This is a genomic window from Micromonospora sp. NPDC023633 (assembly GCF_040640035.1).
GTDB lineage: Bacteria > Actinomycetota > Actinomycetes > Mycobacteriales > Micromonosporaceae > Micromonospora.
The window spans coordinates 24,049-37,174 of the sequence record NZ_JBFABB010000067.1; the positions used below are offsets into that span (position 1 = coordinate 24,049).

The following is a 13,126-nucleotide window of genomic DNA, read 5'->3' on the forward strand; positions in this document are numbered from 1 at the left end:
CCCCCCGACGGGACGGCCGGGACAGCGTACGGCAGCAGGGATCGGCCGGGATCGTTGGGGAGACGCCTTCTCAGGTCGGACGGTGGCTGCTTATGCACACGGCGTTACATGCCCAGGTCGGTGCCGCGGAGCCGCTCGGCGGCTGCCGCCGGCCCGTCGATCTGCACCCGGGACACCCGCTGCCGGCCGCTGAGGAACAGGGCCAGCTCGCCCGGCGCGCCCACCACCCGCACGGGTTCGCCGCCCCGGCCGACGGAGCGCTCGCCGTAGCCGGGCGCCTGGACGAAGACGTCGGCCGGGAACCGGCGCAGCGCCAGCCGGGCCAGCCCGGCGCACCGCTTCCAGAGCGCCGCGTTCAGCCCCGCCGCCAGGTCGCGCGGGAGCCAGCCCGGGCGGGCACGGCGCACGTCCTCGTGGTGGATGAAGAACTCCAGCGTGTTGGCCAGCTCGTCGGTGACCGGGTTGCTGACGGGACTCCACACCGGCGGCCGGCGCACCTCGTCGAGCAGGCGCGGCCAGGGGCGCGCGGCGACGCGCAGGCGCACCCGCTCGGAGTAGCCGCGCAGCGGCGGGAGCAGGATGCCGCCGGCGGCGTCGGGCCGGCGTTCCCGGAGCACCAGGTGGGCGGCGAGGTCGCGGGTGGTCCATCCCTCGTTGACCGTCGGGGCGTCCGGTCCCAGCGTCTGCATCAGGTCGGCGAGCGCCTCGCGCTCCGATCGGGCGTACCGCGGCATGGCACCGATCGTAGGCGCGTGGGGGGCACCCGGCGCGCCGAGTCGGCCGGGGCGGCCGTGACGGTGGACATAGCGGACCGGGGCGGCGGAGCTGGCCCCGACCGGTAAGGATGAGGAAGATAATTGCGGCTTACGGCAGGGGAGAGCGTGGCGAGCAGGACGAGTCGGGACGTGCTGGTTCGGGGGCTGGCCGTCCTCGGGCGGGCGATCCGGGAGGAGCCGCGCATCTTCGCGGTCGCGGTGACCGGCAGCGTGCTCTTCGGCGCCATGACGGTGGCCAGCGCCTACGTGGTGGGCGCCGTGGTCGGCGACGTGGTGGTGCCGGCGATCGAGCGCGGCGCGGTCGGGGTCGGTGGGCTCGCCCTGGCGGCCGTCGCGCTGTTCGGCATCAGCGTGCTGCGGGTGGCCGGCATCTTCGGCCGCCGGCTCGGCGCGGGCTACATGCAGTACCGCCTCCAGGCCGCCTACCGGCGCCGGGTCACCCGCCGCTACCTGGAGCTGCCGCTGTCCTGGCACCACCGCAACGCCACCGGCACGCTGCTGTCCAACGCCAACTCCGACGTCGAGGCCGCCTGGTACCCGATCGCCCCGCTGCCGTTCGCGGTCGGCACCCTGGTGATGCTGGTCGGCGCGGTGGCGTCGCTCTTCGTCACCGACTGGGCGCTGGCCCTGGTCGGCCTCGCGGTCTTCCCGGCGCTCTTCGCCCTCAACGTCGCCTACTCCCGCCGGATGGCCCCCCGGCAGGCCCGGGCCCAGCGGCTGCGCGCCGAGGTCAGCGGCATCGCGCACGAGAGCTTCGACGGCGCCCTGGTGGTCAAGACGATGGGTCGGGAGGCGCAGGAGACCGACCGGTTCGCCGCCCGCGCGGGCGAGCTGCGCGACTCGCTGGTGGCGGTCGGTCGGCTGCGCGGCGTCTTCGACCCGCTGCTGGAGACCCTGCCCAGCCTCGGCACCCTCGCCGTGCTGGTGGTCGGCGCGGTCCGGCTGCGGCAGGGCGAGATCACCGTCGCCGAGCTGATCAGCGTCGCCTTCCTCTTCACGGTGCTGGCGTTCCCCGTCCGGGCCATCGGCTGGGTGCTGGCCGAGCTGCCGCGCAGCGTCGCCGGCTGGGACCGGGTCAGCCGGGTGCTCGACGCCACCGGCGAGATGTCGTACGGCGACACGACGCTCGACGTGACGCAGCCCCGCCCGGCCACCCTCACGTTCTCCGGCGTCCGCTTCGGCTACGAGCCGGCCGAGGCGCACCTGCCCGGCATGGAGGTGTTGGGCGAGGTCTCCTTCACCGTGCCCGCCGGGAAGACCGTCGCCCTGGTCGGGCCGACCGGCGCCGGCAAGTCGACGATCGCCGCGCTGGCGGTGCGGCTGGTCGACCCCAGGGCCGGCACGGTGTGCCTGGACGGGGTGGACGTCCGCCGGCTCACCGCCGCGTCGCTGGCGGGCAACGCCGCGTTGGTCGCCCAGGTGCCGTTCGTCTTCGACGACACGGTGCGGGCCAACGTCAGCCTGGACCGGCCGGGCATCGGCGACGACGACGTCTGGGCCGCGCTGCGGCTGGCCGAGGCGGACGGCTTCGTCGCGGCCCTGCCCGACGGTCTCGACACGAAGGTCGGCGAGCGGGGCACCTCGCTCTCGGGCGGCCAGCGGCAGCGGCTCACCCTGGCCCGCGCGCTCGCGGGCCGGCCACGCCTGCTGGTCCTCGACGACGCGACCAGCGCCGTCGACCCCCGGGTGGAGGCGGCCATCCTGGCCGGGCTGCGTTCCTCGGCGGGGGAGGCCGGCGAGCCGGCCGCGTCGATCCTTGTGGTCGCCTACCGGCAGGCCACCATCGCGCTGGCCGACGAGGTGGTCTACCTGGAACAGGGCCGGGTGCTCGCCCGCGGCCCGCACGCCGAGCTGCTGGCCACGGTGCCGGGCTACGCCGACCTGGTCACCGCCTACGAGCAGGCCGAGGTCGACCACGCCAAGGACGAGACGTACGACGAGGTCGCCCCGCTGACGTCGGGCCTGGAGATCGAGGTGGACCGGTGAGCGCGAGGAGTGCAGCGGAGCGGAGCCCCGCAGTCGCGAACGAAAGGCGGGCCCGGTGACCACTACCACGGACACGGCAAGGAAGACCGGGGCGGCCGAGACGCCTGGGGACGCCGAGACGCCCGAGACCCCCGAGACGACCTGGCAGACGCTGCGCCGCGGTCTGGCGCTCTCCCCGGAGCTGCGGGTCGGCCTCGCCGGCACGCTCGGCCTGGCCCTGGTCTACATGGTCGGCCGGGCGGCGGTCCCCGTGGCGGTGCAACAGGGCATCGACAACGGCATCGTCGGCGGCCTGGACCTGGGCGTGGTCTGGACGGTGGTCGCCGCGACCGCCGGGGTGCTGGTGGTGACCACGCTCTGCGGCTACCTGATGATGCGCCGGCTCTTCACGGTCAGCGAGACCGCGCTGGCCAACGTGCGGATCCGGGCGTTCCGGCACGTGCACGACCTGTCCATGCTGCACCAGCAGTCGGAGCGGCGTGGTTCGCTGGTCTCCCGGGTGACCAGCGACGTCGACCAGATCACCCAGTTCCTCCAGTGGGGCGGCGTGATCCTGGTGATCAACCTCGGTCAGCTGGCGGTCACCACGCTTGTCATGTTCGCGTACTCCTGGCAGCTCACCCTGGTGGTCTTCGCCGCCTTCCTGCCCGCCGTGTTCGTGATCCGGCTGCTCCAGCGTCGCCTCGCCGGGGCCTACGGGGTGGTCCGGCAGCGCACGGGGACGCTGCTCGGCGCGATCGGGGAGAGCGTGGTCGGCGCGCCGGTGATCCGGGCCTACGGGATCGCCGGCCGGACGGCCCGCCGGCTCGACGAGGCGATCGACGGCCAGCGGCGGGCGCAGCAGCGGGCGATCAGGATCAGCATCATGGGTAGCTCGGTCGGGGAGCTGGCGGCCGGCCTGGCGCTGGCCGGCGTGGTGGTGCTCGGGGTGAACCTCGGCGCCGACCGCACCCTGAGCGTCGGCGAGGTGACCGCCTTCCTCTTCCTGGTCACGCTCTTCATCCAGCCGGTGCAGATCGCCACCGAGGTGCTCAACGAGGCGCAGAACGCCATCGCGGGCTGGCGCCGGGTGCTGGACGTGCTGGACGTCGAACCCGACGTCGCCGACCCGGGCGAGCAGGGGCGCGAGCTGCCGTCCGGCCCGCTGGACATCCGCTTCGCGGGGGTGCGCTTCGCGTACCCCGGGGGTCCGCCCGTGCTGCACGACGTCAGCCTGGAGATTCCGGCGAAGAGCCGGGTGGCGGTGGTCGGCGAGACCGGCAGCGGCAAGACCACCTTCGCCAAGCTGCTCACCCGGCTGATGGACCCGACCGCCGGCCAGGTGCTGCTCTCCGGCGTGCCGCTGGAGCGGGTCCGATTCGCCTCGCTGCGGTCGCGGGTGGTGATGGTGCCGCAGGACGGCTTCCTCTTCGACGCCACGGTGGCGGAGAACGTCCGCTTCGCCCGCCCGGAGCTGACCGACGAGCAGCTCGCGGCGGCCTTCACCGAGCTGGGGCTGGCGGACTGGCTGGACGGGCTCCCGTCGGGCCTGCACACCCCGGTGGGGGAGCGCGGCGAGGCGCTGAGCGTGGGGGAGCGGCAGCTGGTCGCGCTGGCCCGCGCGTACGTGGCCGACCCGGACCTGCTGGTGCTGGACGAGGCGACCAGCGCGGTCGACCCGGCCACGGAGGTGCGGCTGCAACGCACCCTGGACGCGGTGACCCGGGGGCGTACCACCCTCGCGATCGCGCACCGGCTCTCCACGGCGCAGGCCGCCGACGAGGTGATCGTGGTGGACCGGGGGCGGATCGTGCAGCGCGGCCCGCACGACGAGCTGGTCCGCGACCCGGAGTCGGTCTACGGCCTGCTCTACGCCTCCTGGCTGGAGCAGACGCGCTGAGCGGACCCGACGCACCGGCGGCGCGCGGCCCGGCCGGGCGCCGGGCCGCGCGCGGCGGTCAGCGGGAGTAGAACTCCACCACCAGCTGCTCGTCGCAGATCACCGGCACCTCGTGCCGGGCGGGCTCGCGCAGCAACGTGGTCCGCAGCTCGGCCAGCTCCACCGACAGGTACGGCTGGCCGGGGCCCTCGGTGGCGTTGGCGCCGGCGGCGGCGAGCTGGAACGGCACGGACGTGCGGCTGCGTTCGCGGACGGCCACCACCTGTCCCGGGCGCAGCCGGTACGACGGCCGGTCGACCTTCCGCCCGTCGACGGTGAAGTGGCCGTGCGCAACCAGCTGCCGGGCCTGGTAGATGCTGCGGGCCAGGCCGGCCCGGTGCACCACCGCGTCGAGCCGTCGCTCCAGGAGCACGACCAGGCTCTCGCCGGTCTTGCCCGCGCTGCGGGCGGCCTCGTCGAAGACGCGCCGCAGCTGGGTCTCGCTGACGTTGTACTGGTGGCGCAGGCGCTGCTTCTCGAGCAGGCGCACCTGGTAGTCCGAGGTCTTGCGGCGCTGCCGGCCGTGCACGCCGGGCGGGAAGGGGCGCCGCTCGACGTACCGCACGCACTTGCGGGTCAGCGGGATGCCGAGGGCGCGGGAGAGCCGGGCCTTGGGCCTGGGGTGGTTCACGCTGGACGTCTCCGATCCGGTGCTCTAGTCTCCGAGTTAGGTAAGGCTAACCTACGAAGGAGTCGTCCATGCGGCCCAGCCCGGCGGAGATCGTCCGCACCCTCGTCGCCGGGCGGCTGCCCGGCATCGCCCACGTCGCGCACCGGCCCGGCCCGCACCAGGTCCGGCACGTGACCGATCCGGACGGACGGGTGCTGCTGCTGGTGCCGGTGGTCAGCGACCTCGCCGCCGCGCTGCGCCCCGCCGACGGCGAATCCGAGGTGGCGCTGGTGCTGGACGTGCTGGACCTGCCGCCCGCCGCCGGCGCGCCGAGCCTCGGCCGGGCCTGGGTCTCCGGCTGGACGGCCCGGCTGGACGGGGAGGAGGAGCGCCGGGCCGCGCTGGACTTCGCGGCCGTGGAGCCGGCCGGTGACCTGCTCGACGTCGGCACCCGGTTCCGGCTGCACCGCTTCGAGGTGGTCGAGGCCCGGTGGGAACGCGGCGACACCGTCCGCCGCATCGACCCGGAGGCGTACGCCGAGGCGGAGCCCGACCCGCTGCACGCGGTCGAGGCCGAACTCCTGGCCGACCTCGCCGACCACCACGCCACCGAGGTGGCCGGGTACCTGCGCCGCCAGCTCGGCCTCGCCGACGGCGCACCCGACACCGCGCCCCGGGTGGTCCGGATCGACCGGTACGGCCTGCTGGTCACCCACGGGCGACCCGGCGTCCGCCGGCGCGTCCGGCTGGCGTTCCCGCGTCCGCTGGACTGCCAGGCGGAGCTGACCCGCCTCCTGCACCCGCTGGTCTGCCGCCACGCCGCGCCCCGGCACGCCGACCACGCCTGACCGGGAGGCGCCGTCCCGGCCGTCCGGTCAGCCGGCGAAGACCTCGGCGAGGTCGCCCGTCAGGTAGCGCTGCACGGTGGGGCCGACCGCCGCGACGAGCGTCTCCGGGGCGGCCGAGGCGACCGGCTCCAGCCGGACCACGTGCCGCATCATGGCCAGCCCGATCAGCTGGCTGGCCACCAGCGAGCCGCGCAGCGGCAGCTCGGCCGGGTCGGCGTCGAGCTGGTCGAGGACCCTGCGCAGCACCTGGGTGACCAGGAACTCCCGCAGCAGCCGGGCCGTCCACTCGTTGCTCACCGCCGAGCGCAGCAGGGCCACGCCGGCGGTGCCGGCCGGGGAGTCCCAGACGCCGAGGAAGGTGCGCACCAGCCGCTCCCCGAGACCCGCGCGGTCCCCCGCGAGCACCCCCGGCAGCAGCTCGGCCGGGTCGACCGGCGCGTGCATGGCGGCCAGGAAGAGCCGGTCCTTGCTGCCGAAGTAGTGGTGCACCAGCGCCGGGTCCACCTGCGCGGCGGCGGCGACGGCCCGGATCGAGGACCCGTCGAAGCCCCGCTCGGCGAAGGCGGCGCGGGCCGCGTCGAGGATGGCCTGCCGGGTGTCCGGGTTGCCGGGTCGTCGTCCGGTCCGCCGCGCCATCGCCGCCCTTCGCTCCGTCGTCCTGTCTCGTCGTCGCCCCCCGGGGAACCGCCGTGGGCCGGCCCCGGTTCCGCCTGCCGGCCAGGACGGCGTCTCAGCCGCTGCGCCGCCGGAGGGTGGCCGCGGCGAGCACCAGCGCCAGCGCCGCCGCGCCGGCGACCACCGCCGCGTCCCGCCACATCGTGCCGGTCGGCTCGGCGTGGGCGCCGACCTCCTGGAGCGCCTCGACGGCGTACGACAGGGGCAGCGCGTCGCTGACGGCCTGCAACCAGCCGGCCATCTCGCCCCGGGGCACGAAGAGCCCGCAGAGCAGCAACTGGGGCACCACCACGACCGGCATGAACTGTACGGCCTGGAACTCGGTGCGGGCGAAGGCGCTGCAGAAGAGCCCGAGCGCGACGGCGAGCACGGCGTTCAGCGCGGCGATCATGACCACCAGCCCGCTGTGGCCGGCGGTGTCCAGGCCGAGGACCCCGTACGCGACCACGGACGCGACGACCGCCTGGAGCACCGCGGCCAGCCCGAACGCGATGCCGTAGCCGAAGAGCAGGTCGAGCTTGCCCAGCGGGGTGGTGAGCAGCCGCTCCAGCGTGCCCGTGGTGCGCTCGCGCAGCATCGCGATGCTGGTCACCAGGAACATGACCACGAAGGGGAAGAAGCCGAGCATCACCAGGGCGACCCGGTCGAACGTCGACGGCTGGTCGACGTACATGGAGCGGACCAGGGCGAGCAGCGCCGACGGGACCACCAGCAGCAGCGCCACGGTACGCCGGTCGTGCCGCAGTTGGCGCAGGATGCGGCCGGTGGTGGCGGCCAGGATCCGGGGGTTCACGACGCCTCCCGTCCGGCGGCGCCCGCCGCGCCAGCCCTGATCAGCCGCAGGAACGCCTCGTCCAGGTCGGCGGTGCCGGCCGCGGCGCGGATCGCGTCGGGGGTGTCGTCGGCGATCAGCCGCCCCTCGCGGATCAGCAGCAGCCGGTCGCAGCGGGCCGCCTCGTCCATGACGTGGCTGGAGACCAGCAGGGTGGTGCCGGCGGCGGCCATCGCGTGGAACCGGGCCCACAGGTCGGCCCGCAGCACCGGGTCCTGACCGACGGTCGGCTCGTCGAGGACGAGCAGTTCCGGCTCGCCGACCAGGGCGCAGGCCAGCGACGCCCGGCTGCGCTGCCCGCCGGAGAGGGTGCCGACCAGTTGGCCGGCGGCCGACCCGAGCCCGACCTCGGCGACCGCCCGGTCGGCTTCGGCCCGGCCCCGGCCGTGCAGCGCGGCGAAGTAGCGCGCGTTCTCCCGCACGGTCAGGTCGGCGTAGACGCTCGGCGCCTGGGTGAGGTAGCCGACGCGACGGCGCAGCTCCGGCGACCCGGCGGGGCGCCCCAGCACGGTCACCGAGCCCGCGCCGAGCACCTGCACGCCGACCATCGCCCGCAGCAGCGTGGTCTTGCCGCTGCCGCTCGGGCCGAGCAGCCCGGTGACCACGCCGCGTGGCACGGACGCGCTGACGCCGTGCAGCACCCGCCGCCCGCCCCGCTCCACGACCAGGTCGCGGACGGCGATCGCCTCGTCCACCGGCGCCTCCCCGGAGAAACTCATCACGCGTTGAACTCGACGCTAGTGGAGATGTCCGCCGGGCCGCAACGGTTGACTTCGCGTGCACTCGAACTGGAAGCCTGGAGGGCGTGGACATCACCATCCGGGAGGCGACCCTGACCGTCGGCGAGGCGGCCGAGCGGGTCGGCCTGACCACCTACACGCTGCGTTGGTACGAGCAGGAGGGCCTCGTGGCCCCGGTCGGGCGCGACTCGGCCAGGCGCCGTCGCTACACCGAACGCGACGTCGACTGGCTGTTCCTGCTCACCCGGCTGCGCCGCACGGGCATGCCGTTGCGGGACATGCGCCGCTACGCGGAAATGGCCCGGCAGGGCGACGCCACCCTGGCCGCCCGACGGGCGCTCTTCGAGACGCACCGGGCCCGCGTGCTGTCCCGGATGGCCGAGCTGGAGGAGGACTTGAAGGTGCTCAACTACAAGATTGACAACTACCGCCGGGCGGAGGAGTGCCGATGATCCGCCGGAAGCTGGGCGCGTCCGGGCCCGAGGTCTCGGCGATCGGGCTGGGCTGCATGGGGATGAGCTTCGCCTACGGCGCCGGCGACGACGCCGGCTCGACCCGCACCCTGCACCGCGCGCTCGACCTGGGGGTCAACCACCTGGACACCGCCGACCTGTACGGCCACGGCCGCAACGAGGAGCTGCTCTCCCCGGTGGTGCGGGCCCGCCGCGACGAGGTCTTCCTGGCCACGAAGTTCGGCAACCGGGTGCGCGGCGACGCGACCGGCGGCACCGGCAGCCCCGGGCTGTACGTGGACAGCAGCGCCGCCTGGGCGCGCGAGGCGTGCGACGCCTCCCTGCGCCGCCTCGGGGTGGACGTCGTCGACCTGTGGTACCTGCACCGGCGCGACCCGGCGACGCCGATCGAGGAGACCGTCGGCGCGATGGCCGAGCAGGTCGCCGCCGGCAAGGTGCGGCTGATCGGCCTGTCCGAGGTCAGCCCCGCGACCCTGCGGGCGGCGCACGCGGTGCACCCGGTGACCGCGGTGCAGATGGAGTACTCGCTGTTCAGCCGGGACGTCGAGGGCGAGATGCTGGCCACCTGCCGGGAGCTGGGCGTGGCGCTGGTCGCGTACTCGCCGGTGGGGCGGGGGCTGCTGACCGGGGCGATCACCGGCCGCGAGCAGCTCGCGGCCGACGACTGGCGCGCCCGGGCGCCGCGCTTCGCCGAGGGCAACCTCGACGCCAACCTCAAGCTGGTCGACGAGGTGCGGGCGGTGGCCGACGAGATCGGCTGCACCCCCGCCCAGGCGGCGCTGGCCTGGCTGCTCGCCCAGGGCGAGGACGTCTTCCCGATCCCCGGCACCCGGCGGGTGCACCGGCTGGAGGAGAACGCGGCGGCGGCCGACATCCGGCTCACCGCCGCCCAGCGCGCCCGGCTGGGCGAGGCGGTGCCGCCCGGCGCGGTCGCCGGCGCACGGTACCCCGACGCGGCGATGCGGTTGGTCGGGCATTAGCCTTCGGACCGGACAGCGGGTCCGCCAACGGGCATCAAGCGTGGCATCGGGCATTGCGCCCTGATCGGGCGTACGGCACGATGGCGCCGTGGGTCACGCTGCGTCACCGGACGAGGGGTTTCTGGGCGAATGGGCGGCCCGGTTGCGGGCCGGGGCCGAGCAGCCCGTGGTGGGCATCATGCTGCGCGGCAGCCATGCCCGGCGGGCCGCCACCGCGCACAGCGACGTCGACGTCGACGTGCTGCTCGGCGGCGCCCCGTACGCCGCCCGCCGGGCGTTCCTGGCCGAGCACGGGGGCCGGCTGACCCACGTCTCGGTGGCCGCCCGCGACGTCCGCTCCTGGCTGACCCGCCTCGGCGAGCCGGCCGACTGGGCGTTCGGGCTGCCGGTCACGGCGCCGGCCCGGCTGTTGTGGGCGGATCCGCACTGGCGGCCCCGGATCGACCTGCCGGTGCTCTGCCACCCCGCCGGCGAGCCGCAGCTGGAGGAGCTGATCGCGACGCTCGGTAAGGTGGCCGGCGCGCGGGACGCCGACGACCACCTCGGCGTCCGGCTGTTCGCCGCCGATCTGGCCCGGCTCTGCCCGTCCGTGCTGCGGCTGGCCAACCCCACGGTCCGGGTGACGTCCCGGCGGGCGGCCTTCACCGCCGCCCTCGACCTGCCGGTGGCGCCCCAGAACTACCGGGAGGACCTGCTGCTCTGCCTCGGGCTGCGGCCCGGCTCCGTCGGCCAGCTCTGCGCCGCCGCGGCCCGCCTGGTCACCGGCGTCCTGCCGCTGATCCGCCCGTACGCCGCCGAGGTCGCGCGGGCCGCCGGCGCGGACCTGGCCGACGCCCTGACCGACGGCCGGCTGGACCGCTACGTCGACCAGCTGACCCGGCCCGCCCACCGGCCGCCGCGGCCCCGGCGGGAGCCGTCGCCCGTGCCCGCCCCGCGTGCGGGACAATGGGTCACTGTGCCCGTACCTGACGCGCCCGTGACCGGCGCCCACCCCAGTCCGCAGGAGCCCGCGGCCGACGGCACGGTCCGTCCGTCCCGGCTCGACCCGGCCATCGCCGCCCGGCTGCGCCGCACCCCCGACGGCCTGGTAGCCGCCGTGGTCCGCCAGCACGACTCCGGCGAGGTGCTGATGGTCGCCTGGATGGACGACGAGGCGCTGCACCGCACCCTGACCACCGGCCGGGCCACCTACTGGTCGCGCAGCCGCCGGGAGTACTGGGTCAAGGGCGCCACCTCCGGGCACCACCAGTACGTCCGCGCGGTGGCGCTGGACTGCGACGGCGACGCGCTGCTGGTCGACGTCGACCAGGTCGGCGCGGCCTGCCACACGGGGCACCGCACCTGCTTCTTCACCGAGCTGCCGGTCGGCGGGGACGGGGCGGAGGCCCGGTGACCGCGCAGCGCGCGACGCCCCGCGGCGGGTCCGGCACCGACGGCGCGGTCAGCCCGGACCTGGCCGCCTTCACCGAGCTGGCCGCCCGCTGGCGGGTCGTCCCGGTCACCCGCCGGCTGCTCGCCGACGCGGAGACCCCGGTCGGCGTCTACCGCAAGCTCGCCGGCGGCCCGGGGACGTTCCTGCTGGAGTCCGCCGAGCAGGGCGTCGGCTCGGCCGGCCTGGCCTGGTCGCGGTACTCGTTCATCGGCGTACGCAGCAGCGCCACGCTGACCGAGCGGGACGGGGTCGCGGTGTGGACGGGGCGGCCCCCGGCGGGCCTGCCCACCTCCGGCGACCCGGTCCGGGTGCTGCGCGAGACCGTCGAGGCGCTCGCCGGCCCGGCGTGGGACGCGGCCAGCGGCATGCCCCCACTGACCGGGGGCATGGTCGGCTACCTGGGCTACGAGCTGATCCGGCGCTTCGAGCGGCTGCCCGAGCTGACCGAGGACGACCTGGGCGTGCCCGAGCTGGGCATGATGCTCGCCGCCGACCTGGTGGTGCTGGACCACTACGACGGCTCGGCGATCCTCGTCGCCAACGCGATCCTGCCGCCGCTGTCCGACCCGGACCGGGATGCCGAGGTCGCGGCGGCGTACCACCACGCGGTCGGGCGGCTCGACGCGATGACCACCGCGCTGTCCCGGCCGATCCCGCCGATGGTCTCGACCGTCGAGCGGCCCCCGGCGGGCCAGGTGCGCAGCCGTACGCCCGAGGGCGGTTACCCGAAGGCCGTCGAGGCGGCCAAGGAGGCGATCCGGGCCGGCGAGTGCTTCCAGATCGTGCTGTCCCAGCGGTTCGAGCGGGACACGCACGCCGACCCGCTGGACGTCTACCGCGTGCTGCGCACGACGAACCCCAGCCCGTACATGTACCTGCTGCGCTTCGACGGCTTCGACATCGTCGGCTCCTCGCCGGAGGCGCACCTGAAGGTGACCAGCGACGCCCAGGGGCGGCGGCGGGCGCTGCTGCACCCGATCGCCGGCACCCGGCCGCGCGGCGGCACCCCCGAGGCCGACGCGCGCCTCGCGGCGGAGCTGCTCGCCGACCCCAAGGAGCGCGCCGAGCACGTGATGCTGGTCGACCTGGGCCGCAACGACCTGGGCCGGGTCTGCCGCCCGGGCACGGTCGAGGTGCCGGAGTTCGCCACCATCGAGCGCTACAGCCACGTCATGCACATCGTCTCGACCGTCGTCGGCACGCTGCGCGAGGACCGCACGGCCTTCGACGCGCTGGCCGCGACCTTCCCCGCCGGCACCCTCTCCGGCGCGCCCAAGGTGCGGGCCATGGAGATCATCGAGGAGCTGGAGCCGGTCCGGCGGGGCCTCTACGGCGGCACCGTGGGCTACTTCGGCTTCGGTGGCGACCTGGACATGGCGATCGCCATCCGCACCGCGCTGATGCGCGACGGCAGGGCGTACGTGCAGGCCGGGGCGGGGGTGGTGGCCGACTCCGACCCGGCCGCCGAGGACCAGGAGACCCGGAACAAGGCCGCCGCCGTGCTCGCCGCCATCGCCGCCGCCGAGACCCTCCGGCCCGCCCGATGACGGCCGCCGAGCCGCGCGGCCGGGAGCCGGGGACGACTGCCGCGACGGACGCGGGCCGGGGCGCGCGCCGGCGCGAGCTGACCTACGCCGTGCTGCTCTGCGTGGCCGGCGCGGGCCTGGCGCTGTGGGCGTCGACCCGGACCTGGGCGGTCGAGCTGACCGCCCGGCCCACCCCGCTGCCGCCGGTCCGCGACGCCCGCACGGGCGCCGGCCTGCTGCCCTGGCTGCCGGCGTTGGCCCTGGTCGGGCTGGCCGGCGGCGGGGCCGTGCTCGCCACCCGGGGCCGGGCGCGGCGGCTGCTGGGCGGGC

At 75.6% G+C, this 13,126-nt stretch carries 13 protein-coding genes and 1 pseudogene; 9 read left to right on the forward strand and 5 right to left on the reverse strand.

What is annotated here, in order from left to right; translation table 11 throughout:
• Nucleotides 1-104 precede the first annotated feature (104 nt).
• On the reverse strand, nucleotides 105-734 hold the full coding sequence (locus tag AB0G13_RS20980) for a TIGR03085 family metal-binding protein (RefSeq protein ID WP_357876576.1): 630 nt from the start codon (nucleotides 732-734) through the stop codon (nucleotides 105-107).
• Nucleotides 735-881: 147 nt separating this feature from the next.
• On the opposite strand from AB0G13_RS20980, the gene AB0G13_RS20985 reads away from it, so the two are divergent.
• Both AB0G13_RS20985 and AB0G13_RS20990 read left to right on the forward strand, forming a co-directional pair.
• Nucleotides 882-2,762: an ABC transporter ATP-binding protein gene (locus AB0G13_RS20985; protein ID WP_357876578.1), complete on the forward strand. Its 1,881-nt coding sequence runs from the start codon at nucleotides 882-884 to the stop codon at nucleotides 2,760-2,762.
• A gap of 151 nt (nucleotides 2,763-2,913) precedes the next feature.
• On the forward strand, nucleotides 2,914-4,641 hold the full coding sequence (locus AB0G13_RS20990) for an ABC transporter ATP-binding protein (protein WP_357876600.1): 1,728 nt from the start codon (nucleotides 2,914-2,916) through the stop codon (nucleotides 4,639-4,641).
• Between the two features lie 58 nt (nucleotides 4,642-4,699).
• Here AB0G13_RS20990 and rpsD read toward each other — a convergent pair whose 3' ends face one another.
• Complete coding sequence (gene rpsD, locus AB0G13_RS20995) at nucleotides 4,700-5,311, reverse strand: 30S ribosomal protein S4 (RefSeq protein ID WP_357876580.1); 612 nt, start codon at nucleotides 5,309-5,311, stop codon at nucleotides 4,700-4,702.
• A 68-nt stretch (nucleotides 5,312-5,379) separates the two neighbouring features.
• On the opposite strand from rpsD, the gene AB0G13_RS21000 reads away from it, so the two are divergent.
• Complete coding sequence (locus AB0G13_RS21000; protein WP_357876582.1) at nucleotides 5,380-6,138, forward strand: DUF2470 domain-containing protein; 759 nt, start codon at nucleotides 5,380-5,382, stop codon at nucleotides 6,136-6,138.
• Nucleotides 6,139-6,165: 27 nt separating this feature from the next.
• On the opposite strand, the gene AB0G13_RS21005 is transcribed toward AB0G13_RS21000, so the two are convergent.
• The 3 genes from AB0G13_RS21005 to AB0G13_RS21015 all read right to left on the reverse strand — a co-directional run bounded on the left by AB0G13_RS21005 (nucleotide 6,166) and on the right by AB0G13_RS21015 (nucleotide 8,340).
• The gene (locus AB0G13_RS21005; RefSeq protein WP_357876584.1) at nucleotides 6,166-6,774 is read right to left on the reverse strand and encodes a TetR family transcriptional regulator; all 609 of its coding nucleotides are present in this window, start codon (nucleotides 6,772-6,774) and stop codon (nucleotides 6,166-6,168) included.
• Between the two features lie 94 nt (nucleotides 6,775-6,868).
• Nucleotides 6,869-7,606 carry an ABC transporter permease gene (locus tag AB0G13_RS21010; RefSeq protein WP_357876586.1) on the reverse strand — a complete coding sequence of 246 codons (738 nt, stop codon included), beginning with the start codon at nucleotides 7,604-7,606 and terminating at the stop codon, nucleotides 6,869-6,871.
• Nucleotides 7,603-8,340: an ABC transporter ATP-binding protein gene (locus AB0G13_RS21015; RefSeq protein ID WP_357876602.1), complete on the reverse strand. Its 738-nt coding sequence runs from the start codon at nucleotides 8,338-8,340 to the stop codon at nucleotides 7,603-7,605. The genes AB0G13_RS21010 and AB0G13_RS21015 overlap by 4 nt, the downstream gene beginning before the upstream one ends.
• A 110-nt stretch (nucleotides 8,341-8,450) precedes the next feature.
• On the opposite strand from AB0G13_RS21015, the gene AB0G13_RS21020 reads away from it, so the two are divergent.
• The 6 genes and pseudogenes from AB0G13_RS21020 to AB0G13_RS21045 all read left to right on the forward strand — a co-directional run.
• Complete coding sequence (locus tag AB0G13_RS21020; RefSeq protein WP_357876588.1) at nucleotides 8,451-8,837, forward strand: MerR family transcriptional regulator; 387 nt, start codon at nucleotides 8,451-8,453, stop codon at nucleotides 8,835-8,837.
• A complete protein-coding gene (locus AB0G13_RS21025; protein ID WP_357876590.1) occupies nucleotides 8,834-9,838 on the forward strand; it encodes an aldo/keto reductase in 1,005 nt (334 codons plus the stop codon). Before AB0G13_RS21020 ends, AB0G13_RS21025 begins: the two co-directional genes overlap by 4 nt.
• 178 nt (nucleotides 9,839-10,016) lie before the next feature.
• Nucleotides 10,017-10,613: pseudogene (locus AB0G13_RS21030) on the forward strand (phosphoribosyl-AMP cyclohydrolase); the annotation flags it as partial.
• A gap of 180 nt (nucleotides 10,614-10,793) precedes the next feature.
• Complete coding sequence (gene hisI / locus AB0G13_RS21035) at nucleotides 10,794-11,231, forward strand: phosphoribosyl-AMP cyclohydrolase (protein ID WP_357876604.1); 438 nt, start codon at nucleotides 10,794-10,796, stop codon at nucleotides 11,229-11,231.
• Nucleotides 11,228-12,817, forward strand: coding sequence for an anthranilate synthase component I (locus AB0G13_RS21040; RefSeq protein WP_357876592.1), 1,590 nt, complete (start codon nucleotides 11,228-11,230; stop codon nucleotides 12,815-12,817). Before hisI ends, AB0G13_RS21040 begins: the two co-directional genes overlap by 4 nt.
• Nucleotides 12,814-13,126: Trp biosynthesis-associated membrane protein (locus tag AB0G13_RS21045; protein ID WP_357876594.1), on the forward strand; the 313-nt coding region annotated here is incomplete at its 3' end. The genes AB0G13_RS21040 and AB0G13_RS21045, both read left to right, overlap by 4 nt.